This window comes from Paenibacillus sp. V4I9, assembly GCF_030817295.1.
Lineage (GTDB): Bacteria > Bacillota > Bacilli > Paenibacillales > NBRC-103111 > Paenibacillus_E.
This window is the reverse complement of sequence record NZ_JAUSZE010000001.1, coordinates 3,952,037-3,978,749: the sequence shown is the minus strand read 5'-3', so window position 1 is coordinate 3,978,749 and position 26,713 is coordinate 3,952,037. Positions and strand designations below refer to the sequence as shown.

26 protein-coding genes are annotated in these 26,713 nt (G+C 44.2%); 22 read left to right on the top strand and 4 right to left on the bottom strand.

The genetic code is table 11. The annotated features are described in order from the left end of the window. Position 1 precedes the first annotated feature (1 nt). Together glnA and QFZ81_RS18735 are read left to right on the top strand one after the other, a co-directional pair. The gene (gene glnA / locus QFZ81_RS18740) at positions 2 to 1,342 is read left to right on the top strand and encodes a type I glutamate--ammonia ligase (protein ID WP_047676993.1); all 1,341 of its coding nucleotides are present in this window, start codon (positions 2 to 4) and stop codon (positions 1,340 to 1,342) included. A gap of 110 nt (positions 1,343 to 1,452) precedes the next feature. Further along, entirely contained in the window at positions 1,453 to 2,691 is a 1,239-nt protein-coding gene (locus QFZ81_RS18735) for an aminopeptidase (protein ID WP_307606959.1), read from the top strand. Between the two features lie 609 nt (positions 2,692 to 3,300). Here the strand turns inward: QFZ81_RS18735 and lexA are convergent. After that, positions 3,301 to 3,918 (bottom strand): transcriptional repressor LexA, encoded by a 618-nt coding sequence (gene lexA, locus QFZ81_RS18730; protein WP_047676998.1) that lies wholly within the window; start codon positions 3,916 to 3,918, stop codon positions 3,301 to 3,303. Positions 3,919 to 4,065: 147 nt separating this feature from the next. Between lexA and QFZ81_RS18725 the strand changes: the two genes are divergently transcribed. The 3 genes from QFZ81_RS18725 to QFZ81_RS18715 all read left to right on the top strand — a co-directional run bounded on the left by QFZ81_RS18725 (position 4,066) and on the right by QFZ81_RS18715 (position 5,631). Continuing rightward, the gene (locus tag QFZ81_RS18725; protein ID WP_307604007.1) at positions 4,066 to 4,473 is read left to right on the top strand and encodes a LysM peptidoglycan-binding domain-containing protein; all 408 of its coding nucleotides are present in this window, start codon (positions 4,066 to 4,068) and stop codon (positions 4,471 to 4,473) included. A gap of 140 nt (positions 4,474 to 4,613) precedes the next feature. Continuing rightward, positions 4,614 to 4,796, top strand: coding sequence for a DUF896 domain-containing protein (locus QFZ81_RS18720; RefSeq protein ID WP_047677001.1), 183 nt, complete (start codon positions 4,614 to 4,616; stop codon positions 4,794 to 4,796). 43 nt (positions 4,797 to 4,839) lie between these two features. Beyond that, a complete protein-coding gene (locus QFZ81_RS18715) occupies positions 4,840 to 5,631 on the top strand; it encodes an HAD family hydrolase (RefSeq protein WP_307606957.1) in 792 nt (263 codons plus the stop codon). Between the two features lie 78 nt (positions 5,632 to 5,709). Here the strand turns inward: QFZ81_RS18715 and QFZ81_RS18710 are convergent, their stop codons facing one another. Further along, positions 5,710 to 6,252: a 1,2-dihydroxy-3-keto-5-methylthiopentene dioxygenase gene (locus tag QFZ81_RS18710; protein ID WP_307442121.1), complete on the bottom strand. Its 543-nt coding sequence runs from the start codon at positions 6,250 to 6,252 to the stop codon at positions 5,710 to 5,712. 219 nt (positions 6,253 to 6,471) lie between these two features. Here QFZ81_RS18710 and metH point away from each other — a divergent pair, with 219 nt between their 5' ends. Further along, positions 6,472 to 9,909 carry a methionine synthase gene (metH, locus tag QFZ81_RS18705; protein WP_307442122.1) on the top strand — a complete coding sequence of 1,146 codons (3,438 nt, stop codon included), beginning with the start codon at positions 6,472 to 6,474 and terminating at the stop codon, positions 9,907 to 9,909. Between the two features lie 105 nt (positions 9,910 to 10,014). Beyond that, positions 10,015 to 10,944 carry a ribonuclease Z gene (gene rnz, locus QFZ81_RS18700; RefSeq protein WP_307442124.1) on the top strand — a complete coding sequence of 310 codons (930 nt, stop codon included), beginning with the start codon at positions 10,015 to 10,017 and terminating at the stop codon, positions 10,942 to 10,944. Positions 10,945 to 10,991: 47 nt separating this feature from the next. Here rnz and tlp read toward each other — a convergent pair whose 3' ends face one another. After that, complete coding sequence (gene tlp / locus QFZ81_RS18695) at positions 10,992 to 11,207, bottom strand: small acid-soluble spore protein Tlp (protein ID WP_307442126.1); 216 nt, start codon at positions 11,205 to 11,207, stop codon at positions 10,992 to 10,994. A gap of 279 nt (positions 11,208 to 11,486) precedes the next feature. Here tlp and QFZ81_RS18690 point away from each other — a divergent pair, with 279 nt between their 5' ends. The 5 genes from QFZ81_RS18690 (at position 11,487) to QFZ81_RS18670 (ending at position 15,506) form a co-directional block, all read left to right on the top strand. Next, entirely contained in the window at positions 11,487 to 11,837 is a 351-nt protein-coding gene (locus QFZ81_RS18690) for a CidA/LrgA family protein (RefSeq protein ID WP_307604005.1), read from the top strand. Continuing rightward, the gene (locus tag QFZ81_RS18685) at positions 11,827 to 12,516 is read left to right on the top strand and encodes an LrgB family protein (protein ID WP_307604003.1); all 690 of its coding nucleotides are present in this window, start codon (positions 11,827 to 11,829) and stop codon (positions 12,514 to 12,516) included. The genes QFZ81_RS18690 and QFZ81_RS18685 overlap by 11 nt, the downstream gene beginning before the upstream one ends. Before the next feature lie 175 nt (positions 12,517 to 12,691). After that, a complete protein-coding gene (locus tag QFZ81_RS18680) occupies positions 12,692 to 13,462 on the top strand; it encodes a GNAT family N-acetyltransferase (RefSeq protein WP_307442130.1) in 771 nt (256 codons plus the stop codon). A 20-nt stretch (positions 13,463 to 13,482) separates the two neighbouring features. Continuing rightward, on the top strand, positions 13,483 to 14,475 hold the full coding sequence (locus tag QFZ81_RS18675; protein WP_307442132.1) for a lysophospholipid acyltransferase family protein: 993 nt from the start codon (positions 13,483 to 13,485) through the stop codon (positions 14,473 to 14,475). Positions 14,476 to 14,510: 35 nt separating this feature from the next. Then, positions 14,511 to 15,506 carry a metal-dependent hydrolase gene (locus QFZ81_RS18670; protein ID WP_307604001.1) on the top strand — a complete coding sequence of 332 codons (996 nt, stop codon included), beginning with the start codon at positions 14,511 to 14,513 and terminating at the stop codon, positions 15,504 to 15,506. A 104-nt stretch (positions 15,507 to 15,610) separates the two neighbouring features. Here the strand turns inward: QFZ81_RS18670 and QFZ81_RS18665 are convergent, their stop codons facing one another. Continuing rightward, positions 15,611 to 16,213 (bottom strand): nitroreductase family protein, encoded by a 603-nt coding sequence (locus QFZ81_RS18665; RefSeq protein WP_307603999.1) that lies wholly within the window; start codon positions 16,211 to 16,213, stop codon positions 15,611 to 15,613. Between the two features lie 77 nt (positions 16,214 to 16,290). Between QFZ81_RS18665 and QFZ81_RS18660 the strand changes: the two genes are divergently transcribed. The 10 genes from QFZ81_RS18660 to QFZ81_RS18615 all read left to right on the top strand — a co-directional run bounded on the left by QFZ81_RS18660 (position 16,291) and on the right by QFZ81_RS18615 (position 26,650). Beyond that, the gene (locus QFZ81_RS18660; RefSeq protein WP_307442137.1) at positions 16,291 to 16,584 is read left to right on the top strand and encodes a hypothetical protein; all 294 of its coding nucleotides are present in this window, start codon (positions 16,291 to 16,293) and stop codon (positions 16,582 to 16,584) included. A gap of 163 nt (positions 16,585 to 16,747) precedes the next feature. Next, on the top strand, positions 16,748 to 18,994 hold the full coding sequence (locus QFZ81_RS18655; RefSeq protein ID WP_307606956.1) for a DEAD/DEAH box helicase: 2,247 nt from the start codon (positions 16,748 to 16,750) through the stop codon (positions 18,992 to 18,994). Beyond that, positions 18,991 to 19,203, top strand: coding sequence for a hypothetical protein (locus QFZ81_RS18650; protein ID WP_307603997.1), 213 nt, complete (start codon positions 18,991 to 18,993; stop codon positions 19,201 to 19,203). The genes QFZ81_RS18655 and QFZ81_RS18650 overlap by 4 nt, the downstream gene beginning before the upstream one ends. Next, positions 19,200 to 20,582 (top strand): ribonuclease H-like domain-containing protein, encoded by a 1,383-nt coding sequence (locus QFZ81_RS18645; protein ID WP_307603995.1) that lies wholly within the window; start codon positions 19,200 to 19,202, stop codon positions 20,580 to 20,582. The genes QFZ81_RS18650 and QFZ81_RS18645 overlap by 4 nt, the downstream gene beginning before the upstream one ends. A gap of 437 nt (positions 20,583 to 21,019) precedes the next feature. After that, positions 21,020 to 21,829, top strand: a complete 810-nt coding sequence (locus QFZ81_RS18640) for an Fpg/Nei family DNA glycosylase (RefSeq protein WP_307442140.1) — start codon at positions 21,020 to 21,022, stop codon at positions 21,827 to 21,829. Positions 21,830 to 21,844: 15 nt separating this feature from the next. Beyond that, on the top strand, positions 21,845 to 22,678 hold the full coding sequence (locus QFZ81_RS18635; protein ID WP_307442141.1) for a deoxyribonuclease IV: 834 nt from the start codon (positions 21,845 to 21,847) through the stop codon (positions 22,676 to 22,678). A gap of 35 nt (positions 22,679 to 22,713) precedes the next feature. Next, on the top strand, positions 22,714 to 23,067 hold the full coding sequence (locus QFZ81_RS18630; protein ID WP_307442142.1) for a cyclic-phosphate processing receiver domain-containing protein: 354 nt from the start codon (positions 22,714 to 22,716) through the stop codon (positions 23,065 to 23,067). Positions 23,068 to 23,088: 21 nt separating this feature from the next. Continuing rightward, the gene (locus QFZ81_RS18625) at positions 23,089 to 23,862 is read left to right on the top strand and encodes an ABC transporter ATP-binding protein (protein ID WP_307442144.1); all 774 of its coding nucleotides are present in this window, start codon (positions 23,089 to 23,091) and stop codon (positions 23,860 to 23,862) included. A gap of 23 nt (positions 23,863 to 23,885) precedes the next feature. Next, positions 23,886 to 24,923 carry an SAM-dependent methyltransferase gene (locus QFZ81_RS18620; protein ID WP_307442145.1) on the top strand — a complete coding sequence of 346 codons (1,038 nt, stop codon included), beginning with the start codon at positions 23,886 to 23,888 and terminating at the stop codon, positions 24,921 to 24,923. An 86-nt stretch (positions 24,924 to 25,009) separates the two neighbouring features. Then, entirely contained in the window at positions 25,010 to 26,650 is a 1,641-nt protein-coding gene (locus tag QFZ81_RS18615; RefSeq protein ID WP_307603994.1) for a serine/threonine protein kinase, read from the top strand. Positions 26,651 to 26,713 lie beyond the last annotated feature (63 nt).

Sequence of the window (26,713 nt, the reverse complement as noted above, 5' to 3'; positions counted from 1 at the left end):
CGTGAGCTACAACAACAATTTTTCCAAAGAAGACATCTTACGCATTGCCAAAGAAGAAAATGTTCGGTTCATTCGTTTGCAATTTACAGACTTGATGGGAAGCATCAAGAACGTAGAAATTCCTTACAGCCAACTCGAAAAAGCGCTCGACAACAAAATGATGTTCGATGGTTCTTCCATTGAAGGTTATGTGCGTATTGAAGAGTCTGATATGTATTTGTATCCTGATTTGGATACATGGGTTATTTTCCCATGGGTAACCGAGAGCAAAGTGGCACGTTTAATCTGCGATATTTATATGCCAGATGGCAGACCGTTCGCAGGTGATCCGCGTGCCATCTTGAAAAAAGCGTTGAAACAAGCCGAAGAGATGGGCTTTACGGCAATGAACGTAGGTCCGGAACCAGAATTCTTCTTGTTCAAAACGGATGAAAAAGGCAATCCAACAACGGAACTGAATGACCAAGGTGGTTATTTCGATTTGGCTCCGATGGATTTGGGCGAAAACTGTCGCCGCGATATCGTGTTGACGCTTGAAGAGATGGGCTTTGAAATTGAAGCATCCCACCACGAAGTAGCGCCAGGTCAACATGAAATCGACTTTAAATACGCAGATGCGATTAAAGCGGCTGACCAAATTCAAACCTTTAAGCTCGTCGTCAAAACGGTTGCTAGACAGCATGGTCTGCATGCGACCTTTATGCCTAAACCTTTGTTCGGCATGAACGGTTCCGGTATGCACTGTCACCAATCGTTATTCAAAGGTGATGTAAATGCTTTTTATGAAGAGAACGATAAATTAGGTTTAAGTAATGTGGCTAGACATTATATGGCGGGTGTACTTCGTCATGCACGTTCTTTTGCTGCGATTACGAACCCTACAGTTAACTCTTACAAACGTCTCGTACCTGGATATGAAGCGCCTGTATATGTAGCTTGGTCGGCAAGTAACCGTAGTCCGATGATCCGTATTCCAGCGTCCCGTGGATTAAGCACTCGCGTTGAAGTTCGTAACCCGGATCCGGCTGCTAATCCATACTTGGCTCTTGCTGTTATGCTTGCTGCTGGACTGGATGGCATTAAGAACAAAATGCAGCTTCCTCCTCCTACAGATCGTAACATCTATGTTATGACCGAAGAGGAAAGAGAGAGCGATGGCATCCCAACTTTGCCATTGAACTTGAAACAAGCTTTGGACGAGCTGCTTCGCAATGATGTGATCTGCGATACACTTGGCGAACATGCTCTGGCTCATTTCTATGAACTTAAAGAAATCGAGTGGGATATGTACCGTACACAAGTTCACCAATGGGAAAGAGATCAATATCTGTCCCTTTATTAATCGCTTAGTAAGTTGATATGGATGCAACAATTAGATACGAAAAGCCCGTCAGCCTTCAGGAATGTTTCTGAACTGATGGGCTTTTTCACGCGAAGGAGATCATAAGAATGTTGGACAACTTTCAAATTAATTTGGAAAAGTATGCTGAACTTGTAGTCAAAGTAGGGGTTAATCTCCACAAAGGCCAGGATCTGATGATAGAGTCACCGATTGAATCCCTAGAATTGACTAGAATTATCGTAAAGAAAGCCTATGAGGCGGGGGCGAATTTTGTCCAAGTGCACTGGCAGGATGATGTGATAACTCGCAGTAGATTCGATTATGCCAATGAGGAAGCGCTTGATTATTACCCAGAGTGGTATACGAGTATGTTAGAACGCTTTGTAGAAAACGGTGGAGCTTTACTGAATATCAAAGTGCCGGATCCTGATTTGTACGCGGGTATTGATGCAAGTCTGATTTCTAGAGCATCCAAAGCCATGGCTACGGCTAGATCAAAGTATCAACAATATGTGAGAACAAGCAAGTTCAGTTGGTGCTTAATCAAAGCGCCTACGGTGGCGTGGGCATCCAAAGTGTATGCTGATTTGCCTGAAGAACAGCGGATCGATGCGATGTGGGAGGCCATTTTCCGGATAAACCGCGTTTATGAAGATGATCCGGTAGCGGCTTGGCGAGTTCATATGGATCAATTGAAGCGCGTTCGCAGCGTGTTGAATGAGAAGCAATACGAGGCACTTCAATATCGAGCGGCAGGAACAGATTTGCGCGTTGAACTGCCGGAGGGCCACATTTGGCTTGGCGGTGATACGGAGAACGCAAGTGGAATACGATTCGTAGCAAATATGCCGACCGAGGAAGTTTTCACAATGCCTAAGCGAACAGGAGTTCATGGGACTGTGTCAAGCACCAAGCCATTGAATGTGAATGGGGCGCTTGTGGATCAGTTTTCGTTCAAGTTTGAGGACGGGAAAGTTGTGGATTATCAGGCAGAAGTCGGCTATGAGCATCTAACTAGGTTGCTAGATATGGATGAGGGCGCACGGTATTTGGGAGAAGTTGCTCTCGTACCTTTTGATTCGCCGATCTCTAATCTTGACCGCATTTTCTACAATACGGGCATCGATGAGAATGCATCCTGCCATCTGGCCTTAGGCAGCTGCTACCCGATCAATTTGCAGGATGGCGTATCTTTATCAAGCGAAGAGCTAAAAACTCGAGGTGGGAACACCAGTTTGATTCATGTTGATTTCATGATCGGGACGACTGATCTTGAGATCGATGGTATCCGTGGTGATGGTACCGTTGAACCTATTTTCCGTCGTGGAAATTGGGCGCTTGCATTTTAGTTGATAAATTAGCTGGTTTTTTAGCTTGATTTCTAAGGTGGAAGTTCTTATGGGTTTATTAAAGGGCATAGAGAACAGATAGAAGATGGATGACGGAAGATAGAAGATAGAAGACAAAATTCGTGTTTCTATTGGAATAATCCAATGGAATTGACTTTTAGGCCGCCAAATCCCTACTATCACTGGATTAATCCAATGGAAGTAGCAGGCAGAATGCGAAATTCATAAAGTGGGAGCTGAATTTTCCAAATATGACTTTTGGGACAGCCCCATTCCTTTAAACTGAAGTAAGTAGGGGCCGATTATTGCCTAATAGAAGCCAATAGAAACTTCTAAAAGCGCAAAATGCGATCCAAATGACGTAATAGCAGTCTATTAAGACTCTTATCTGAATCCAGCTCGGCTTCTTGGTTAAGACGGGATTAGAGGTTATACTATAAACTTTGAAAATCTATACTTGGATCAGATGCTCATCTATGCTTTAAGTTTACCCATTTGATCCGTAGCTTCATACGACCAAGGCTGTTTACATCGAAAAGAACCGAGGGACTATTGTCCTCTCGGTTCTTTCTCATTGGTATTGTATGTAGAATAAGGGCTGTAGGGCTATTACATATCCCGGAACAAACCAATGACGCGGCCAAGAATCGTAACATGTTTCAAAAGGATAGGCTGCAAAGCTGAGTTCTCCGGTTGAAGTCGAATGTGATCCTTTTCCTTGTAAAAGCGTTTCACCGTTGCTTCATCATCTTCCGTCATTGCTACAACAATGTCTCCGTTATTCGCGGTTTGCTGTTGCTTAACGATGACATAGTCGCCATTATGAATACCGGCTTCGATCATACTGTCACCCATAACGCTAAGCATGAACACATTGTTATCTCCTACCATGCTGACAGGAAGAGGGAAGTAGTCTTCTATGTTCTCTGTTGCTGTAATAGGCACACCGGCAGTTACTTTACCAACGAGAGGCACGCGAGCTACAGAAACCGCAAAATGCGTTTCAGCACCGTCAAGTCCTAGAATTTCAATAGCACGAGGCTTTGTAGGATCTCGACGAATCATACCTTTCTTCTCAAGACGCTCCAAATGACCATGTACGGTAGAACTAGAAGCTAGTCCAACAGCTTCGCCGATTTCTCTAACGGAAGGCGGGTACCCCTTATCTTTCACTTCATTCTTAATGAATTCCAATATAGCTTGTTGACGCTGCGAAATCTTACTCAATAGTTATCACTCCAATACTGGGAATCATTACCCAAAGTATAACATAGAACCCGAGTTCGTACAAACATAAGTTCGAGAAAAGGGTTGACTCAAACATGTGTTCGTGTTATTCTAATACCAGAACAAATGTTTGGGAGATGATTACTCATGTATATGACTTATTCAAACACTAACACAACACACACACCTCATAGATCTGCTAGCACATCCAAAGGGATGACATTTAATTCTAGTTATACAAAAGCGATTGTTCGCTTCATTTTATTAGCAATTATTCTTGGTACAGTGTTTTCATTCGGTGCTATTGTTCAAGCCTATGCAGGGGATGAGGCTGCAAACGCAACAACCCCAGTTTCCGTGATGCCTACTAACATTACTTCGAAAGCAGTCGTACAAGCTCAAATCGTTATTCAACGAGGAGACACACTCTGGGATGTTGCTTCCACACATAAAAAAAGAGATGAGAACGTTCGTTCCTATATGCATAAATTAAAGACAATCAATCATTTAACCACCAGCTCCTTAAAAGAAGGACAGGTTTTATTGCTTCCTTAATTTCACCATGCTTTTTTAATAGACTCTAAATACGATGAGGCTTGGACATGTTCCTATGCCTCTTTTTGTTGTCTCTTGACATTCCTTAATAGGGATGGCAAAGTAGTACTCATATTGAATTTTTGACTGGGAGGATCATTATGAGTGACAACATGGAACAGAATATCGAACGTATTAATGAGCTTGCTCGTAAAGCGAAAACAGTTGGCTTAACAGATGCGGAAATCGATGAACGCAATGAACTCAGAAAGAAGTATATTGAAGCATTCCGTGGCAATCTTAAAGTTCAACTTGATTCCATCAAGTTTACGGACGAAGAGTAATTGCTGCTCACATAGATACAACTTTCAAAAGGGGAAATGAATGATGACGTTGAAAGCCGTACTTTTTGATTTAGATGATACGCTGCTGTGGGATGATCGCAGTGTGCAGGAAGCTTTCGAAGCGACATGTGCTGAAGCTGCAAAACACGTTGCCGTGAATCCCGAGGAATTGGAAGCTTCTGTTCGCAAAGTAGCGCGTTCTTTATATGAATCTTTTGAAACCTTTGCATTTACCAAAATGATTGGTATTAATCCCTTCGAAGGCTTATGGGCAAATTTCACACAAGGTGAGAATGAGAACTTTCGTAAGCTTGAGAAACTAGCGCCAGGATATCGTACTGAGTCTTGGACAAGAGGGCTTGCGGCGTTGGGGATAGAGGATCGTGAGCTCGGGTATAAGCTTGGAGAACTATTTCCAGCAGAACGCCGACGCCGTCCTTACGTATATGAGGAAACGTTCCGAGTATTGGACGCTTTGAAAGGTAGCTATCAATTGTTGTTGTTAACGAATGGCTCGCCAGATCTGCAAAAGGAAAAATTAGCAGGTGTTCCAAATATCGCACCATACTTTGATCATATTGTGATCTCCGGCGAATTTGGTGTAGGTAAGCCAGCGACATCTATATTTAATCATGCGCTGGGACTACTTGGGATAGAAGCAGAGGAAGGAATTATGATCGGAGATAAGTTGACAACCGATATCCTTGGTTCTGGCAGCGTAGGCATGCGCAACATTTGGATTAATCATCATGGGCTTCAAAGTGGAGATGAAATTGTTCCTGTATATGAGGTTTCCCGTCTTCAGGATATTTTGCCGATTATTACAAATGGATAACATACAATAAATAAAAACCCAACGGCTTCTTAGGACGTTAAGTCCAGCGCTGTTGGGTTTTTGTTCTCATATAAAATATTAGGCTTTAATAAATTCGGGATCATCAATGTTATAAGCAACCCAGCCATCTTTTTCAATGAAGAGACGAACTGCAACGATTTCACGATTATCCATTAGTGTGAAGAAATGGTTCGTGTTCTCAGGAACTGAGATAACATCGCCTGGTTCAAGTTCAACGTCAAAATAGCCAACTTCGCTTTCGGATTTGATAATGAAAATACCACGTCCAGAAACGATGGCACGAATTTCATCTTCCGTATGTGTGTGCACCTGTTCGAATTTCTTCAGGAGCTCTTCGATGTTAGGCGTTGAATCGGAAAGCGCGATAACATCCCAAATTTCATAACCGCGTCTAGCAGCCAAATCACGAATTTCTTCTTCATAAGTACTAATAATTTCAGCTTTTTCTTCATCACTTAGAATGAATTTCTCACGCAGTGTTTCCGGAAGCTTGTTAGCGTCCCAGTGTTCATAAACAACATTTTGACTATCCAAGAAGGCTTTGACTTGCTCTTGGCCTTCAATACGTTCATTGGTATTGCGAATTCTTATTTGTGCCATACTGCATCCCTCTTTCAAAGAAAATATACTTGTATTATAGTGGAAATGTAGCCAGCTGTCGATGGTTGAACATAAGGATTTCCGATAAAGCCTATAGGTAAAAGTGATAATTCAAATTCTTTTCATAGAAGCCGGATTCTGTTACACTAAACCATAACATAATTTGTCGTTTTTTTTTATTCTCTATTGCTTTAGGATAAGTTGAAAGGGAGTCATGCAATGACCAAAACACCGATACAAGAGCAGCTTAAAAAGAAGATCATGATCCTAGATGGTGCCATGGGTACAATGATTCAGCAAGAGAACTTAACCGCTGATGATTTCGGAAGCGATGATCTAGACGGGTGTAATGAAATTCTATGTGTAACACGTCCGGACGTTATCCGCAAAATTCATGAAGCTTACTTCGCCGCGGGCGCTGATATGATAGAAACGAATACATTCGGGACTACGAGTGTGGTATTAGCTGAATATGATTTGCAAGACCGTCATCGCGAGTTAAATCTTGCTGCAGCTAAAATTGCCATCGAGGCAGCGAATAAATATTCGACACCTGAGTGGCCTCGTTATGTTATCGGAGCCATGGGTCCTACGACCAAAACGTTGTCGGTAACCGGTGGAGTAACATTCGCTCAACTAGAGGAGAGCTATTACGAGCAAGCGTTAGCTCTCGTTGAAGCGGGGGTGGATGCACTTCTTTTGGAAACTTCGCAAGACACTCTGAACGTAAAAGCAGGCAGTATCGGAATTCGCAGAGCGTATGAAACATTAGGTGTTGAACTTCCGATAATGATCTCGGGTACCATTGAACCGATGGGCACAACGCTAGCCGGTCAAAATATTGAATCCTTCTATATTTCTTTGGAACATTTGAAGCCTATTTCAATGGGTTTGAACTGTGCTACAGGCCCTGAATTTATGAGGGATCATATCCGAACGTTGTCTGATATTGCTGGAACAGCGATTAGTTGTTATCCGAATGCCGGTTTGCCGGACGAGAACGGACATTACCACGAGTCTCCCGAATCTTTAGCTAAAAAGATGGCCGGATTTGCTGAGCAAGGCTGGCTCAATATTGCCGGGGGCTGTTGTGGGACAACGCCAGAACATATTCGTGCAATGGCCGAGACATTATCTCAGTATAAGCCAAGAACGCAATATGGTACGCATTTACCTGCTGTCTCAGGGATTGAAACGTTATTTATCGAGCCAGAAAATCGTCCTATCATGGTTGGCGAGCGGACCAATATTTCAGGTTCACGAAAATTCAAACGCCTGATTAAAGAAGGGAAGTTTGAAGAGGGCTCTGAAATTGCACGTAATCAAGTTAAGAACGGCGCTCATGTTATTGATATTAACCTGCAGGATACTGACATTGACGAGGCTTATGCTGTTGAAGAGTTCATGCAGCAGGTTGTGAAGAAAGTCAAAGTTCCGTTAATGATTGACTCGACCTATGACCACATCATTGAGCTTGGACTTAAGTACTCCCAAGGTAAGGCGATCATTAACTCCATTAACTTGGAGGATGGCGAAACGAAGTTCGAAGGGATTTTACCTTTAATCAAACGTTACGGGGCTGCCGTTGTTTGTATTCTCATTGATGAACGAGGCCAAGCCGTTTCGCGTGAAGCGAAGATCGAAGTGGCGACGCGGTCCTACGAGCTTTTGACAGAGAAGTATGGCATGAATCCTGAGGATATTATATTTGATCCGAATATGTTCCCAGTAGGCTCTGGGGATCCGCAGTATATCGGTTCCGCCGTAGAGACGATTGAGGGCATCAAGCTGATTAAAGCTAAATATCCTGCAGCAAAAACGATTCTTGGCTTAAGTAATATCTCTTTCGGTTTACCTGACGCTGGGCGTGAAGTACTGAATTCCGTCTATTTGTATCACTGTACGAAGGCAGGCCTAGATTATGCTATTGTGAATACAGAGAAACTGGAGCGTTACGCTTCCATCCCGGATACAGAACGCCAATTAGCTGAAGAGCTTATTTACAATACGAATGATGAGACATTGGCAAAGTTCGTTGCCCATTTCCGTGAGAAAAAAGTGGAGAAGAAAGAGAAGATTTCGAATCTGTCTCTGGAAGAAAGACTTGGCTCTTATGTCGTGGAGGGGACCAAGGAAGGGCTCATCCCTGATTTGGAAATTGCCTTACAGACTTATTCGCCGCTTGAAGTCATCAACGGACCGCTCATGAAGGGGATGGAGGAAGTTGGACGCCTCTTTAATGGCAATGAACTGATTGTGGCTGAGGTTTTACAAAGTGCGGAAGTGATGAAGGCTTCAGTTAATTACCTGGAACCATTCATGGAGAAATCCGAAACAGCGGTTAAGGGGAAAATTATTCTAGCAACCGTTAAAGGTGATGTCCACGATATCGGTAAAAATCTGGTCGAAATTATCCTATCGAACAATGGTTATAAAATCATTAATCTTGGGATTAAAGTACCTCCGGAACAAATTATTGAAGCTTACCGAAGAGAAAAGCCGGATGCAATTGGTTTATCAGGCTTGCTCGTGAAATCTGCGCAGCAAATGGTCATAACCGCGCAGGATTTACGCACGGCTGGTGTGGATGTGCCGATTCTGGTTGGTGGGGCTGCACTAACACGTAAATTCACCAAAACGCGTATTCAGCCTGAATACGAGGGTGTTGTCCTGTACGCGAAGGATGCGATGGACGGTTTAGATATTGCGAACCGATTAAGTGATCCTGAGCAGCGCAAGCGACTCATTCAGGAGCTGAGAGAGAGCCTGGAATCCGATGTTATGGATACCGGTAAGAAGGAAGAGAAAATGCCGGAGCTCACACGCGTGAGTTCGTCTGCTGTTTCCAAGGATCTTCCTGTGCAAGTGCCGCAGGATACAGAACGCCATATCATGAGGGATTACCCGATTAGCCATCTGATGCCTTATGTCAACATGCAGATGCTGCTTGGACATCATCTTGGTTTGAAAGGTAAAGTAGAGCAGCTGCTTAGCGATAAAGATACGAAAGCCCTTCAGTTGAGAGATACAGTGGATTCAATTCTATATGCTGCTCAGCATAATGGGATTATCAAAGCCCACGGGATGTACCGTTTCTTCCCAGCACAATCCAGCGGCAACGATGTCATCGTGTATGACCCGCAGGATCACAGTAAAGTGCTAGAGACCTTCACTTTCCCGCGTCAGGATAAAGAACCATATCTTTGTTTATCCGATTACCTAAAGTCAGTAGAAAGCGGACAAATGGATTACGTCGGTTTCTTACTTGTTACGGCAGGGCATGATATAAATGAATTGGCTAAAGAATGGCGGGATAAAGGGGATTATTTGAAATCCCATGCCCTTCAGGCCACGGCACTTGAAATGGCTGAAGGATTTGCCGAGCGGATTCATCACATCATGCGAGATGTATGGGGGATAGCTGATCGAGTAGATATGACAATGCAGGAGAGATTTGGGGCTAAATATGTCGGACAACGGTTCTCCTTCGGTTACCCGGCATGTCCGAATCTCGAGGACCAAGCGAAATTGTTCAACTTGCTGAAGCCAGAGGATATAGGCGTAGAGTTAACGGAGTCATTTATGATGGAGCCGGAAGCATCAGTTTCAGCGATCGTGTTTGCCCATAAGGAAGCTCGTTACTTCAACGTAGGATAGAAAGCTTATGTATAAAGCGAGGCAGCTTATACGAACTACATGGTTCGTCGGCGTCCTCGCTTTACATTTTGGCATCGTGATTTTAGATAGAATGGAGTTTAGATCGTGGACTTGTATTTTTTGGGTACGGGGGCGGGTATGCCCTCCAAACAACGAAATGTCACCTCAATAGCATTAAACTTGCTGGATGAACGTGGAACCTATTGGCTGTTCGACTGTGGAGAAGGGACGCAACAGCAGATTCTGAATTCTCCAGTGAAATTGGGACGAACGGAGATGCTTTTCATCACGCATCTGCATGGGGACCATTTGTACGGTCTACCTGGTTTGTTAACGAGTCGTTCCTATTTAGGAGGAGATACACCTCTTACGCTATATGGACCGCGGGGTCTGAAGAGCTTTGTTGAGACGGCCCTCTCAGTAAGCGGGGCTCATTTAACGTATACGCTGCAAATCGTGGAAATTGAGGAAGAAGGTCTGATTTTCGAAGATGAAACCTTCCAAGTCGAGACGGCACGACTAGAGCATCGCATTGAATGCTTCGGTTTCAGAGTGATAGAGAAAGATCAACCCGGCAAGCTTATGCAGGAAAAACTAACGGAACTCGGCATCCCGGCGGGTCCGCTTTATGGTAAATTGAAGCAAGGCCAATCCGTCCAGTTGGAGGATGGTCGTACGCTTCATGGGACTGATTTTCTAGGCGCTCCAATACCGGGGCGCATCGTCGTTATTCTTGGTGACACGCGCTACTGCAGCGGGGCTCAGCACTTGGCAAGAGGCGCTGATGTGCTTGTGCACGAGGCAACATTCGCCATGGACAAGCAGGAGCTTGCGTATTCGTTTGATCATGCCACTTCGATCGACGCGGCAAGAACTGCGCAGGAAGCGGGAGCGAATGCGCTGATCATGACTCATATTAGCTCGCGATATCAGGGGGATGCCGTAATGGAGCTTTTGCAAGAGGCTCAAAAGATTCACATCAATAGCTACATAGCTAAGGATTTCTGGGGCTTTGACGTGCCGCGCAAAGGGTAAAAAAAGAAAAGCCACACCCGAATTTTGGAAGTGGCTTCTCGCTTTAATTATCTGTTCGATTCGTCTTTTTTCTCCTCGATGAAGCCGCTAATGCTTTCTTTACGGCGTTCATTCTTGGATTCGATGCTCTGTTTTTCCTCGGCAGTTATTTCATCTGCATGTTCGTCCAAGTAGTCCTCAGCTTCGCGCAAATTAGCCATCGTATGGTCGATGGCGTTCTGCAAACGGGCTGGATTATCTTCACGATTGTCTGGCTTTGCCATAGTATTTCTTCCCTCCCTTTGAGGCGATAGATTGACATCCTGTTATACGATTCCACAAGGTGAATAAGATTATTCACTGTTTAAGAAGTCAATTTCCCTGATTTCCCACATACAATAAACAAAATCCCACGTTGACCGAGGTGATCATATGGAAATTACACTTGCCGAAGTGCTGCTTTCTATTTTTATGTCCTCGATTTTTTGTGTTATGTTTAGGGAAATACGAAATTATTACAGAGACTCAGGATAGTGCTGCTCGCAGCTGGATTGGAGAATTTTATGCTCGGTTTTGCTATATTACTAGGCTTTAATTTCTTAGGTTATGTGATTCAGATGAGCCTGCACCTGCCGCTGCCAGGCAACGTGATCGGGCTCATTCTTTTTACCGCGGCTTTGTTCACTAAGCTCGTAAAGCTGGCTTGGGTGGAAGAAGCGGCTTCGCTGTTGACGAGGCATATGATGCTCTTTTTTATTCCTTTTACGGTTGGCATTCTAGCCTTTATTCCGATCATTGGAGCTAATTGGCTTGCTATTTGCGGCGGGACTGTTGGTGCAACGGTGGCTGTTCTTGTAGTAACGGGTTGGGTATCGTCAAAGTTAGGACAGGAGAGTAACAAATATGGCGAATAGCATACTGCAGCATCCATTGTTTGGTCTTTCTCTAAGTGTAATCAGCTATGCGTTAGCCAATTTGTTGTACCAACGATGGCGGTTTATGCACCCTCTTTTTAGTTGTACGGGGTTCATTATCCTTGTATTAGTATGCTTTCGTATTCCTTATGAGGACTTTAAACGAGGGGCTGACGTGCTGACGCTTTTACTAGGGCCTGCTACAGTTGCGTTAGGCGTACCTCTCTACAAATATAAAGAATTAATACGTAGAAATTTGGCGCGTGTCTTGATAAGTGTTTTAGCGGGTTCAATTACAGGCATTTCAGCTAGTGCAGCCATTGTGGGGTTATTAGGAGGAAGTCAGGCCATTATCCTAAGTATGCTTCCCAAATCGGTAAGCTCGGCCATCTCAATTGAAATAGCCGAGCGGTTAGGCGCGATTCCGGAATTAACAGCGGTATTAACCACTTTAACTGGGCTGATGGGCAGTATGTTTGGTACTCGGATCTTGAGTTGGTTTCGAATTAGAGATGATATCTCGATTGGCATTGCAATTGGGACAGCGGCTCATGGCATTGGAACAGCCAGAGTATTCAAGGATTCTGAACAGCAGGGTGGATTTGCTGGATTATCCATGGGGATTTGTGGGATTATGACTTCGATTTTATTTATACCCATTTACATGTGGTTAAAATAGTGCCGTGCATGTTGAGGAACAGAGCTCGTAATAAGAGCTCTGTTCTTTTTTTTAGCCACAAATACGTAAAGAGTATTCACGAAATATTACAAATTCTTAATAACACGAAAACGAACACTTAATAATCCTCTGCTAATCTTGAGTTATTAGACTCCAGTTGAAAGGCGTGAGGAAGATGAGTGGACCACTTCTGAATACGGCGCCCCAGCATGCCAAGCTGTCGGTTAGGCTTGCAAGCAGCGCACAAGAGATTGAGCAGGCTATGCGACTTAGGTATCAAGTTTTCGTCGAGGAAGAGAAGAACATGAGGATGCTGAATGAGCAGGGGCTTGAGAAAGACGTCTACGATGCTTACTGTGATCATCTCATTGTGAAAGATATCGAAACCGAGCAAGTGATCGGTACTTATCGGTTACTGCCTGGGGATCGAGCTTTGAGCGGGATCGGATTTTATTCCGAAACTGAATTTGATCTTACGGCCTATTCAGAATTGAAAAGTCAAACGCTGGAGCTTGGACGGAGCTGTATTGCTCCCGAATATCGTGGTGGAAAAGCGATTCAACTCCTTTGGGAAGGCATTGCTGGTTATATTAGCGAGCGGAATTATACGCATTTAATTGGTTGTGCGAGTGTGCATGTGGGCAATTTGGAGGAACTCAATTTGATCTACTCGATGCTGCGCCAGAAGCAAGTGATAACAGACCGATTCGGTATTGAACCACTTGCTACGCATCGAATCCCTGGCCTTACTCGAATGGAAATCGATAGCAATGAAAAAGAGCTGTTCCGTAAACTGCCGCCTCTGATGAAAGGCTATCAATGGCTCGGAGCGGAGATTGGCGGAGACCCGGCATATGATGAGCTATTTGAGACCGTAGATTTCTTTATTATTTTACAAAAAGATCGGGTTACACGTCGTTATAAACGCCACTTTCTGACTACTTAAGCAGGTAAGGAGGACTTACCTTGTATGAATGGATTGCCAAGCTGACGTTGAATGAACGTAGGCTGCATCGCATCGAGAGAGTGCTCTGTGTTTATCCCATGTGGATGATGTCGGCTGCTTGTTCTATGTTAGCGTTTGTGCTTTATCGGGTATTCCGAAAAGGGTTTCTAAAGCGAGTGGAACACAATTTAATAGACTTACTAGGTGAAATGCCTAAGAGTTCATTAAAGGCTATTTCCAAGCATTATGTTCAAAATGTCGTGTATACACTTTATGAAATTCTTTTCCTTTCTGTTCGGTTGAAAAAGCTTTATGCTAGTCACTTTAATGTGCAAGGTGAGGAACATCTACAAGAAGCACAGCATCAAGCGGAGGGTAAGGGATTCATTGTTTATGCACCTCATGTTGGCAACTTTTTCAACTATTATTGGTATTTGACTCAGAAGTTCGATTGCTTAACAGTGGCTTCAGCTGGAAGTCCTGAACTTAAACCTCTGTATATGAAGTTTGCCGCTATGGGTTGTAATGGCTTAGATTACGACAGTGTCCCCCCGTTGGAGCTGTATCGTACATTGAAAAAGCACGTGCAGAGCGGCGGAGTTATTTTCATCCTCGGTGACTTCTGGAGACCGACATTTCCTTTATCGAGGTTATTTGGCCGACTGACTCGTACACCTGAAGGTGCAGCCATGTTAGCGCTAGAGCATCAAGTGCCAGTTGTACCTTTCTATGGATATCGCGTCAAAGGGTTTAAACATCGGTTAGTTTTTGGATCTCCTATGCATTTACACGAACAATTTGAGCGTACAGGACGTTCAGGACGTTCAGAACGTGCAGAGGCAAACTTGCTTTTGAATGCGTTCATGGAGCGTGTGATCCGTGAGCAGCCTTCGGCATGGTTTTATTGGTTTAATGTTCATGAACGGTGGGAGAAGGTCCCATCATCAGCTGCTAATAACACAAGTAACGATGTGATCGGAAGTATAGATTTGACTACGGAAGCAGCAGGATGACTCACACAACGACCAAAAGGATTGGTGATCGACACATGGACACTGGAAGCCACTTATTGTTCGGCGTCACGTTAGCGGGATTGGCATGTTTGGAACCGGCCGTTGCACAGGAACCAGCGCTGGCCCATGCCATACTTGCAGGAACACTCATTGGTTCGCATGCCCCTGATTTTGACACCTTTGCACGTCTGAGAGGATATGCGAACTATGTTCGCGTTCATCGAGGGATCACACATTCGTTGCCGGCTTTGTTCATTTGGCCCATCCTTCTAAGTTTGCCCCTTGCTGCCTTGTTTGGTGTATGGGAGCATCTGATTAGCTTATATCTATTGACTTTTGCAGCTGTAATGTTCCACGTATTTCTAGATTTGTTCAATGTGTATGGCGTCCAGTGCTTCCGTCCATTTTCGCAGAAATGGTTCCATCTCGACACCCTCTGTCTCTATGAACCATTCTTATTTGTTCTTCATGGCCTTGGTGTCCTACTATGGTTGTTCATCTGGCAAGGAAATGGTGGCAGCCATATCGGAGAGGTATTCGCTTTGATATATGCGGCAACCTTCTTCTATATTGCAATAAGAACCTCGCAGCGCAATCGTTTCGTTAAGCTCGTAAAAAGTAAATTGAACCTCGCAGATGGCATCTGTCATCTCATTCCTAGCCTCAGTTGGTTTCAATGGCAATTCGTACTTGAGGATGACACATGTTTCTATCTAGGTGAGATCCGACATGGTCACGTATTGATTCAGGAGGAGTATAGTAAAGCGGATTACAATCAGAACGATTCACATCCTATTGTTCAGGCAACCATGGCCACGGATGGTGTTCGTGCCTTCTTGCACTTCGCACAACGGATTCACGTGTGTTGGAAAGAGAAGAACGATGGTTATGAGGTGCAGTGGCGCGATGTGCGATTCTGGCATAAACGTAAGCTCCCTTTCGGCGTCAATGTGCTGCTGGACCGGGACATGAACGTGGTCAGCGACACGCTCGGTTGGGATAAGAAGGCTTGGGACCCGCCGTATGTTTGATAGATTTGAAATGAATGGATAAGGTTGAATATTCATATAAAAAGAAAGAACACCTCATGACACGGTATTTTACACTCGTGATGAAGTGTTCTTTTTTCATAAACTTAAAGCGTCTGACCAAATTCTCCACCGTATAAAAGCTCGCTTAACTCTCGTCTGCCTGATGGGATTTCGCGCTCTTGGAACTTCTCGTCGAGAGCTTCAACAGGGCCGCGGTAACCAATGACGATCACAGCATGAATATCGTACTCTTCAGGGATTTGAAGGGCTTCGCGGGCTTGATTCCGATCGAATCCGCCCATGGCGTGAGTGATTAGACCTTGATTGTTGGCTTCTAGAGCGAGGTAACCCCAAGCTGTACCAGCATCGAACGCGTGACTTGGGTTATCGCCGCCTTTAGGCGTTTTGGTATGTGAAATGACAAGGGTGAGGACGGGGGCTTTTTCGCACCATTCCCGGTTGACCGGCATAACGAAGTTGTGAAATTTAGCTCGCTGTTCAGGTGTGCGGGCAATAATGAAGCGCCATGGCTGCAAGTTGCTTCCGGAAGGTGCCCACCTTGCGGCTTCAAAAAGACTAAGGAGAACATCTTCTGTCACTTCTTGATCGGTAAAGGAGCGTGGCGACCAACGTGTTAGGAATTGAGGGTTGATTTCGTGGTCAGGTTGACGATTGGATTCGACTTCAGCAGGTAAAGAAGTTGTCACGATAAATTCCTCCTTATTTTGTAATCTTCCTTATATTACCTGATTTCAAAGTCGATTACGAGTTTCTGAAAATCCTCTTGAACGGTATGGTTTTTCATGATTATGGAAAAACTAGTGGTTATGAAATGATGGACCAAGAAGAGGTGCGAGAAACCGTGAATTTTACTAGTCATGATGTTATTATAATTGAAAGAGCGCTAAGAACAGCGATGAAACATGATAGGGAAGAGCATCGTTCAAGAGATTATCATGAAGTTTTGCTCAAAATGCAAGAGAATGTGGAGCAGGCGCTCACCGTCAATGCTCAACAGGCAACCATAGAACATGAAGGAATTCGGTATGATTATGATGATTCATCCGATCTCATGTAGACATACGAACGTATATTCTGTAAGGCTGCGGCGGGAAACCGAAGCGAAAAAATGAATAGTAGGTTACAAAATGAGGCCCTAGTAAATAAATGGGGCTTTTTTATTTTATGTGAGACGTTTATAATAGGGGAACAATCGTTCTATGCGGAGTGGTGAAAATATGATAAGAAAAAAATCCCTATCGGATTTAATACAAGGATTAAAAAGTAATGAAAATATAGTTAATTGGCATGAAGTTGAACCGCAAGAAGCAAAGACCCGTTCAATGCCTGAAAGCGTAGACCTAAGAATAAAGGCCGCATTAACTCAAAGAGGAATAGAACAGTTATACACTCACCAGCACACAGCTTATGAAACTGTACGTAAAGGTGAAAATATTGTTGCTGTTACCCCAACTGCTTCGGGTAAAACACTTTGTTATAACCTTCCTGTATTACAGGCAGTAGCCGAAGACGACGGAAGCCGCGCGCTTTACTTATTCCCAACGAAAGCCCTGGCGCAAGACCAAAAAAGCGAATTAAACGAAATCATTACGGAAATGGGCATTGATATAAAAAGCTTCACATATGACGGCGATACTTCCCCAGCAATTAGGCAGCTTGTTAGAACTGTAGGGCATATTGTAATTACTAACCCAGATATGTTACATGCTGCAATCCTTCCCCATCATACGAAATGGGTAAGTTTATTTAGTAATCTTAAATACATTGTCATTGATGAACTACATACTTACAGGGGCGTTTTCGGCAGCCATGTAGCAAATGTTATTCGTAGATTACAACGAATCTGCAAATTTTACGGCAGCAACCCTCTTTTCATTTGTACTTCTGCGACAATAGCAAATCCAAAGGAACTAGCAGAACAGCTTACAGGAAAGCCTATGCGGCTAATTGACGATAACGGCGCTCCTAGGGGAAGGAAGCATTTTGTTTTCTATAACCCGCCAATTGTTAATAAGGCGTTAAACATTCGGAAAAGCGCAACAGTAGAAGTAAACCATTTAGCCAGGGAATTCTTAGCAAATAAAGTACAGACTATTGTTTTTGCCCGAAGTCGAGTACGAGTAGAGATAATCTTAAGCCACATACAAGAACTGGTTAAGAATGAATTAGGGGCAAAATCTATAAGGGGTTACAGGGGCGGTTACTTACCAAGTCAGCGGAGGGAAATTGAAAGAGGGTTAAGGAACGGGGAAATTTTAGGCGTAGTAAGCACGAACGCTTTAGAATTGGGTGTAGACATAGGTCAACTGCAAGTCTGCATTATGAGTGGCTACCCTGGAAGTGTAGCAAGTACTTGGCAGCAAGCAGGCAGGGCAGGTAGACGGCATGGGGAAGCCCTGGTCCTAATGGTAGCAAGCAATACACCCATAGACCAGTACATAGTCCAAAATCCTGAATATTTTTTCGACCGTTCCCCGGAATCAGCAAGAATTAACCCGGAAAATTTAATTATTCTTGTTGATCATTTACGCTGCGCTGCTTATGAACTTCCAATGAAAAAGGGGGAAGAATTCGGGCCTTTAGAGATAGCCGACATTTTGGAATACCTGGTAGAAGAAAGGGTACTGCATCAGGCGGGGGATTCTTTTTTCTGGGCGAATCAGTCTTTCCCAGCAAGCGAAGTAAGTCTGCGTTCGGCAGCACAAGAAAATGTAGTCATAATCGACCAGTCGGACGTAGCGAATGTAAAAATTATTGGGGAAATGGACAGATTTAGCGCTATGACCCTGTTACATGACGAAGCTATTTATCTTCATGAAGGGGTACAGTTTCAAGTTGAGAAGCTGGACTGGGAGCATAAGAAGGCCTACGTACGGGAAGTCGATGTAGAATATTACACGGACGCAAACCTAGCGGTAAAGCTTATAGTATTAGAAGTTGACCGGACGGAAAACAGGCGAACCACATCACTTCATTATGGCGATGTTCGAGTAAACGCGATGCCAACACTGTTTAAGAAAATACGCTTAACCAGTTTCGAAAATATCGGATACGGTCCAATTAACCTACCCGAAGAAGAACTGCATACCAGCGCGACCTGGATAGAGTTAAAAGAGGTAGACCCGACATTAGGGGCGAAAACGCTGGAACAACTGCTTTTAGGAATTTCCAATGTACTGAGGCATATAGTACCAATTCATGTAATGTGCGACCGAAGCGATATACACGTAGTTTCACAAATAAGGGCCGAGCATACGCAGCTGCCTACGATTTTCATATATGACCATTACCCCGGCGGCATTGGACTTGCCGAAGACGTTTATAGGCGTTTTGACGATATAAAAGCTGCGGCAAGAAATTTAATACGAAAATGTCTCTGTGAAGACGGCTGCCCTTCATGTATTGGTACGGAAATAGAGGGACTTAACGCAAAACAAAAAAGTATAGAATTGTTGGGGGTAATATGAAAATACGTGGTTCTGTACCCTGCTACATTAAATTTCGTTTGAGAACGCACAAGAACATAGATGCTGGCACTATTCGGTTGCCCGAAGAAGAGCTGCTTACGAGATCTTATTGGTTTACCGTCGACGAGGAGATGTCGGCGGGGCGTTCGGCCAATGATAAGCAGCATGTGCTGCTCGGCATTGCGCAGCTCGAAGGCGGTGCCCGATGAGCGGGCTCCGCGAGAGGCTGGGCCGCCTGCGGGGACCTTCGGCGGCTCAGGTTGCACCGCCGACCCTGCCTGCGGCAGACGGCGAGTGGGCGCAGCTCGGCGCCCATGTAGAAACGAGCCCGGCCGGCTCGTTCGTCATGCGGCGCCGTGTGTACGGCGCGGACAGCGTGCACGGCAAGTATCGGCTGAGTGAGCTGGCCGATGTTGCGCAGCAGCTGTCCTGCTTTCACGACCGTGACGCCGTCGTCCGGCTCGAAGAGCTGCTCTTCTTCGACACCGAAACGACCGGACTCGGCGTCGGTGCAGGTAACGTGCCGTTCATGGTCGGCATCGGCTTTTATACCGGTGAGCTGTTCACGGTAGAACAGCTCTTGATTCGTAACCCAGCGGAAGAGCATGCTATGCTTGTTTATTTGCAAGAACTGCTCGACCGCTTCACGCATATCATTTCCTACAATGGCCGAACATTCGATTGGCCTATTCTAAAGAATCGCTATGTACTTAATCGACTCAAATTGAATGATGCGAAGCTGCTTCAGCTTGATCTCCTTTACCCCTCGCGAAGTCTGTGGCGAAACACGCTGCCATCTTGTCGTCTAAGCAAAGTCGAAGAGAGCCGCCTTGGATTTGAGCGAGTAGATGATGTGCCGGGATCCATGGCACCCGCTTTATATTTTCAATATCTGGCCGAGAAAAATCCATCCGTACTCGAGGGTGTTTTCGTTCATAATGAGCACGATATCGTTACTTTAGGTGCACTTGCCATACATTTTGGCAAACTGCTGAGTGGAGAAATCGAAATCGAGCCCGAACCCGTAATCGAACTAGAAGAAATGTTTCGAACAGGACTGTGGCTAGACAAAATGGGTCGTTCTGCAATTGCAGACAATTACTTCGATATATTGTTTGCTAGGTTAATGAATGATCTGGAAGCATCTAATCCAACTGATCAAGAATCAGCCATTCTTCTGTTAGCAGCTTTTTATAAGAAAAATGGTGAATATCTTCGCGCAGTTGAATTGTGGAAACGATGGATTGTCATCAAAAACGCGAGCATTGCACTTCATTTGGAGCCTTATTTGGAGCTAGCGATGTATTACGAGCATCGAGAGAAGAACTTTGCTCAGGCGATATTTTACGCTGAGGAGGTTTGGGCAAAGCTCTGGCGCCGCCGTTCACTTCACCGTGGAGATAAACGTCAAAACGAAGTCGAGGAAGCACTAGAGAAACGTATCCATCGATTGAAAGGTAAGTTGAGGAAAGCAGAAAGTCATCCGTTTGAGATGAATTCACTTGCTGTGAAGGGTAAGAACACATCGAAAGAGAAAACCAAGACACGCAAAATAAAGCCGATTTACGTTAGTGAAGGCCTAATTTAATGGGGATGGACGCCAAATTTAGTTATTTCAACACATTAGATAAGAGCCTCTAGAGACTGCTAAATTTCATTTTTCATCAATGAACAAGAAATAGAAGCTCCTAGAGGCTCCTAATTTAAGTATTTTCATCAGTTTCGATAGCATTCCATAGTAATAGAAGTCCCTAAAGACTGCTATTACTCATTTTCATACGATTATGATTGAAATAATAGGGGCTCTTATTTTTGAATTTCATGTCGAAGGGAGCATCTATGTTTTGTCAAAAGGGAATTCAGGGGAGCGCCTAGTTTAAAGCAAAGAAGCATTAAGAAGAGCTAAGCAGCACTACAAAGCCCCAAGAACTCTCCAGCACCATCCTGAAGTTTGTGTAAGGTAGTTCCGTTTACTTTCCCAGTCATTTGGATATACAAGGAAGAAAAAGGCAAGGAGAGTGTGCCATGCCCGAACTTCCAGAAATGGAAACGTATCGTCAGCAGTTGACGCGATTAATTCAAGGTGCGCCAATCACAGGCACGGAAGTTACGCGTCCGAAATCATTGAATGTGGAACCGGATAGTTTCATTCGTAAGCTAACTGGAAACCGTATTATACGGATAGATCGCAGAGCTAAACATTTGCTGTTTCACTTAGTATCAGGTGAAGTTTTGTTATTGCATTTAATGCTTGGTGGTTGGATGTTCTATGGCACGGAGGATGAGAAGCCGGACCGGACAACGCAAGTTGTGATCCATTTTGGTACGAAGCACTTATATTTCATCGGGTTGCGGTTAGGATATTTACACATGCACTCACTGCCTGAGGTTGATCTGCTCTTAGGCAAGCTTGGGCCTGAGCCATTGGATTCCAGCTTTACTTTTCCACAGTTCCAGCAGGTGTTGAAAAGTAAGAAAAGCAACTTGAAATTATCCTTTGTTGACCAATCGTTTCTCTCAGGGATTGGGAACTGCTATTCCGATGAGATATGCTTTTATGCGGGTATTCTCCCACTTCGCAAATTGTCCTCACTGACTGAAGAAGAGCAAAATCGCTTATTTCAAGCCATGCGCTCGGTTCTTCTCGAAGCAATTCAATTCGGTGGATATATAGACGAGCCTCTATTTATTGGGGACCGTTTGACGGGGCAATTTGATGCTAAGTGTCGTGTATATGATCGAGAAGGGGAGCCTTGTTTGCGCTGCGGACATCCGCTAATCAAGACAGAAGTTTCGAGTCGCAAATGCTTCTACTGTGCTAATTGTCAAGCGTGAAAGGGCTGATTCCTGATGTTTATTGGCGCTCATGTTAGTACGCGTGGCGGCTATTTAGGTGCGGCCAAAACCGCTCTGTCTATTGGTGCTAATGCATTTCAATACTTTCCTATGAACCCGCGCAGTCTTTCTACCAAATTAGTTAATCAAAGAGATACAAGTGCATGCGCGCAATTTTGCCTGGAACACGGCATTTTGTCGATTGGGCACGCTCCGTATCCTCTGAACCCTGCGGCTGATGAGGTTGAACGCGAGCATATGATTAAGCTTTTGAGGAATGGTTTGGAAATTACGGATGCCTGCGGTTCGGTAGGGTTAGTGGTGCACTTTGGAAAATATATTGGAAAAGACCCGTTACAAGGCTATAAAAATATAATACAATGTTTGAATAACGCTGCTCAGGGATATGAGGGTTCTTCTTTGATTCTGCTTGAGAATCAAGCTGGGGAAGGTGCTCAGCTGGGGCTAACCATGGAAGAAATGGTTCAAGTGCGCAAACTTAGTGAAGCTCCAGACAAGATTGGATTTTGCTTGGATACGTGTCATGCATTTGCAAGTGGCTTATGGCAAGGGCATAACTGGTTAGAGCTTGAGACAAAGGGGAAACAGCTTGACTATTTTCCGCATCTGAAGGCTGTTCATTTGAATGACTCTGTTCATCCTTATGGTTCCCGCCGAGACCGCCATGCGAATATTGGGGCCGGTTATATTGGCCTTGAGAATTTACAGAAGATGATTGCCTCTTCCTTTTTGAAGCAAATTCCAATCGTTCTTGAAACAGGTTCAGGCAGTGACGGTACACATGCTCAGGAAATTGCACTGGTGAAATCTTTGTTTACTAGTACTTGATTCATTCCATCATGAACAGGAAAGGAAATCCGATCATGATTCATGTATACTTAGATGACTTGCGCCCTTGCCCCCAAGGATTTACTTTAGCCAAAGATGTCAAAGAATGCATTTTACTGCTCCAAGAGTTTGATGTTGATATTTTATCGTTAGATCATGATTTGGGTTGGTCTACGATGGAGACAGGCATGGATGTCGTCATTTGGTTGACTCAACAGCGCAAATTTCCCAAAACGATTTATATTCATACTTCCAGTCCCTCGGCTTGTACGGCTATGTACCAAACGCTTTACACGGCCAAACCCGAAGGGATGAGTCTATACCCTCACCGAATTCCTGACGATTTGCTTATGCAGATTGCACATGGGACTTATAAGAGTGAGCCGTAGTCAGAAAGGAATCGACAGCAAATGATCCATTTATCCGGTATTCATTTTATTAGAGGAGAACGTCATATTTTACAGGATGTGAATGTACACATTCAGCCAGGTGAACACTGGGTATTGTTAGGCCGCAATGGTTCAGGAAAGACAACATTGCTTGAAATGATGAATGGATACGAGTTCCCAAGTCGGGGAACGGTAGACGTGCTGGGCAATCGATATGGTCAATGTGATGTGAGGGAAGTTCGCAAGAAAATTGGCTATATTTCACAGTCTTTATTCGAAAAATTGAACTTAAATGACCCCGTCCTCGAGGTTGTTTCTACAGGTGAGTATGCCTATCTCCGGTTTTATCAGGAAATACCGCAAGAGGTGAAAGATCGTGCGCTAGTCATGTTGGAACGTGTCCGCATTCCTCATTTGGCTCATCAGCCTTTAGGAAGTCTTTCGCAAGGAGAGCGTAAAAAAGTCATGCTTGCCAGATCGCTCATGATGAAGCCTTCCATTCTCATTATGGATGAACCGGCGGCCGGTCTAGATTTATACGAGAGAGAACGTTTTCTTACAGATGTCAACGACCTTAGCAAGCAAAACATTACGGTTGTATACGTGACGCATCATATCGAAGAAATAATCCCTTTATTTACGCATGTTGCTATCATTGAACAAGGTGAAATCATTGCTGCAGGGCGCAAAGAAGAGGTACTGACTCCAGAAAATATTCATCGAGCTTTTGGGATCGATATCACGTTGGAATGGTTCCAAGAACGACCATGGATTAAGGTTATTGAATCAAGATAGTAGATTACATAAAGGATGCGGCTATGACACACTTAACGACATACATTGGTACCTCGAATCACGGGTTCGCTCAATATGCACAAGATGAAATTCGTAAATTATTTCCCTTAACTAAGTTTACTTTGTTGGTGCCGACAGAGGTGTTTATATTTGAAGTGCCCGAGGGTATAGAAGATATGATCACAACGCTTAAAGAGACGGAGCCTATGTTTCTTAGGCATGTTCAGCCTGTGAGTCAAGAATGGGATTTGAGCCGTACGGATGCGGATATCGAACATCTCAAGGCTTGGCTAAGAGAAGCCATTTCTTCAGGGCTTATTGGTTCAGGCAAGAAAATAGCCACCCAAGTGCGCAAAGAAGAGCGGGCGGATGTACCTTATGCACCTTTCACCGTCAAGGCAGCTTTAGATGAAATTTTGGTTTCTGAGATTCAGGCTGAACCCGTAGTTCGGTATGCGGATCAAATCATTTCCGTGTATATTAGCGCCAAGAAGCTATTCGTGGGGCTATCGAAGCCTGCCGACAATTTGTCTGATTGGTCAGGCGGTGCGATCCGATTCATGAAGGAAGAGGATCAAATCTCGCGTGCTAAATTTAAGCTTTTGGAAGCGGAACAGCGATTCGATATTGATTTCAGTGTTGCTCGTACGGCACTAGATATTGGCGCGGCCCCTGGTGGATGGACATCGTTACTTTTGGAGCGTGGCTTGCGTGTTACGGCTATTGACCCTGCATCCATGAGCCCCAGACTTCAAGGCAACCGACTTCTCACGATTCTTAAGAAAAATGCTGGCGATGTGAAGCTGCGGGAAAATGAGTTTGATTTGCTTGTCTGTGATATGAGTTGGGATCCACGTCAAATGGGTCGTTTAGTCGCTGATTTGCTCTATTCCTTACAAAGTGGGGGAACGGCAATCATTACGGTCAAACTCATGCACAAAAAACCGTTCCAAACGGTTCGTGATGTTTTGAAGATTTTGGAGCCGTCGTTATTTCTGCTTAAAGCCAAGCAATTGTTTCACAATCGGGAAGAATTGACGCTTTATTTGCAAAAGACGTAGAATGTGGAAAAAAATGTAGATTTTTAAAGATGGCCCTCTTATAATCAAGGTAAATCTTACCTGATAAGGGGGTCATTTATTTATTGATGAATAAACAAAGCTGGATTGGAACATGTATAGGGGGAAGATACCGACTTGAAACCTTGCTCGGTCAAGGTGGAATGAGTCATGTTTATTTAGCAGAAGATTTGAAGCTGAAAGGGAAGAAGTGGGCAGTGAAAGAATGTTTGCCTGTAGAAGCCGATGATATGACATTCTTCCTAGAAGAAGCGGAAATGCTCGCTAGACTCCAACACCCACAGCTGCCTCAGTTAGTTGATTATTTTACAACCGAGGATGGAAAAGGCTTCTTGGTTATGGATTATATTCAAGGGCCAACGTTGCAAGATTTATTTGAAGAAAAGGGCCGTGAGCTTCCCGTTGCGAAAATTGTTCATATGGCCTTTCAGCTGTGCGATTTACTTCACTATTTGCACACTTTTCAACCTCGCCCGATTATTTACCGCGATCTCAAGCCTTCCAATGTGATGTTAAATGAGCACAACCAAGTCCGATTAATCGATTTTGGCGTTGCCCGACACTTCAAACATGGTAAACAATCCGACACCATGCAAATGGGTACGATTGGCTTTGCGGCTCCCGAACAGTTCTTGGGCTTACAAACAGATGCGCGCACTGATTTATTTACACTCGGCTCCATGCTGTATTACTTATTATCGGGCGGCCAATATGCGTATATCACTCAAAAACCGTTGGAACAGATACGAACAGATTTACCAGAAGCCTTAACCTCAACGGTACGATTACTCCTGCAAGAGCACCCGCAAAACCGCTGTCAATCTGCCATGGAAGTAAAAATGAGACTTCGTTCCATTTATTCCGAATCAACAGCAGCCCCAGAAGCTCTAAATCTGCAAACACCATTCATTACTTCAACACCTGATAAATTAATTGTTATTGGCGGTTTATTTGCTGGTGTAGGTGCTACATTCATGGCGATTACATTGGCAAGAATTCTTCATTCTCTGCACATCCCAAACGCGGTAGTTGAGCAGCCAACAATTGAACCTGATTTGTATATGCTCCTTTACGGCGATAGCAAGGCCCCTAAGGATTACCCATTCGTGTCGAATCTCATTAGTGACCAAACGTCAGCAACGATTTCATCATGGACCAACGGTTTTACGACATGGGTACCTCTTCATCCTGAGGGATTTCAAAGCTCATGGCATCCTGCGGATTCCTTCAAACTTCTACATACGATAAAAAAACCGATCGTCATCTGGGACGTATCCACGCATTGGGAAGATCCTTCCGTTCAAGAACTTTGTCATAGTGCGGATGAGATCATTGTAGTTATAGACGCTTCTCCTGGAAAGTGTAATCGCCCAAGTTCACGAGCACATTTCAAAGGATTTGATAGGTATCAACAGCGTGGTAAAAAGGTGCATTATGTGGCTAATGGCTCAATACCGGGACATTTCCGGAGCGAATGGGTAGATTCGCTTCCAGCGGCACCGTTATGTACCCTGCCTGAAATTCCGCGTGCTGAAGTTATGCGTGCTGTTTGGAAAGGGGAATGTATCCAAGATCAGACCGAGGTTTTGGAAAAGTTGAAAGATGCTTTGATCCCTTTACTTAGAGAGATTCTGCCGGCAGAAACGGTTAAAAAAAGCAGTTTGAAGGGGAGTAAATCTTTATTCTCACGATTCAAAAAGCATAGTTAGCTCCCTTAATTAATTTGTAAATCGTTTCTCAAGTTATAACCAAACGACCCTAATTGTGTTATG

Bases quoted from the DNA above. Each gene is read 5' to 3' on its own strand.
- QFZ81_RS18725 (WP_307604007.1), top strand. From the start codon at position 4,066: ATGTATATGACTTATTCAAACACTAACACAACACACACACCTCATAGA.
- QFZ81_RS18720 (WP_047677001.1), top strand. From the start codon at position 4,614: ATGAGTGACAACATGGAACAGAATATCGAACGTATTAATGAGCTTGCT.
- QFZ81_RS18715 (WP_307606957.1), top strand. From the start codon at position 4,840: ATGACGTTGAAAGCCGTACTTTTTGATTTAGATGATACGCTGCTGTGG.
- QFZ81_RS18710 (WP_307442121.1), bottom strand. From the start codon at position 6,252: ATGGCACAAATAAGAATTCGCAATACCAATGAACGTATTGAAGGCCAA.
- metH (WP_307442122.1), top strand. From the start codon at position 6,472: ATGACCAAAACACCGATACAAGAGCAGCTTAAAAAGAAGATCATGATC.
- tlp (WP_307442126.1), bottom strand. From the start codon at position 11,207: ATGGCAAAGCCAGACAATCGTGAAGATAATCCAGCCCGTTTGCAGAAC.
- QFZ81_RS18690 (WP_307604005.1), top strand. From the start codon at position 11,487: ATGCTCGGTTTTGCTATATTACTAGGCTTTAATTTCTTAGGTTATGTG.
- QFZ81_RS18685 (WP_307604003.1), top strand. From the start codon at position 11,827: ATGGCGAATAGCATACTGCAGCATCCATTGTTTGGTCTTTCTCTAAGT.
- QFZ81_RS18680 (WP_307442130.1), top strand. From the start codon at position 12,692: ATGAGTGGACCACTTCTGAATACGGCGCCCCAGCATGCCAAGCTGTCG.
- QFZ81_RS18670 (WP_307604001.1), top strand. From the start codon at position 14,511: ATGGACACTGGAAGCCACTTATTGTTCGGCGTCACGTTAGCGGGATTG.
- QFZ81_RS18650 (WP_307603997.1), top strand. From the start codon at position 18,991: ATGAAAATACGTGGTTCTGTACCCTGCTACATTAAATTTCGTTTGAGA.
- QFZ81_RS18645 (WP_307603995.1), top strand. From the start codon at position 19,200: ATGAGCGGGCTCCGCGAGAGGCTGGGCCGCCTGCGGGGACCTTCGGCG.
- QFZ81_RS18640 (WP_307442140.1), top strand. From the start codon at position 21,020: ATGCCCGAACTTCCAGAAATGGAAACGTATCGTCAGCAGTTGACGCGA.
- QFZ81_RS18635 (WP_307442141.1), top strand. From the start codon at position 21,845: ATGTTTATTGGCGCTCATGTTAGTACGCGTGGCGGCTATTTAGGTGCG.
- QFZ81_RS18630 (WP_307442142.1), top strand. From the start codon at position 22,714: ATGATTCATGTATACTTAGATGACTTGCGCCCTTGCCCCCAAGGATTT.
- QFZ81_RS18625 (WP_307442144.1), top strand. From the start codon at position 23,089: ATGATCCATTTATCCGGTATTCATTTTATTAGAGGAGAACGTCATATT.
- QFZ81_RS18620 (WP_307442145.1), top strand. From the start codon at position 23,886: ATGACACACTTAACGACATACATTGGTACCTCGAATCACGGGTTCGCT.
- QFZ81_RS18615 (WP_307603994.1), top strand. From the start codon at position 25,010: ATGAATAAACAAAGCTGGATTGGAACATGTATAGGGGGAAGATACCGA.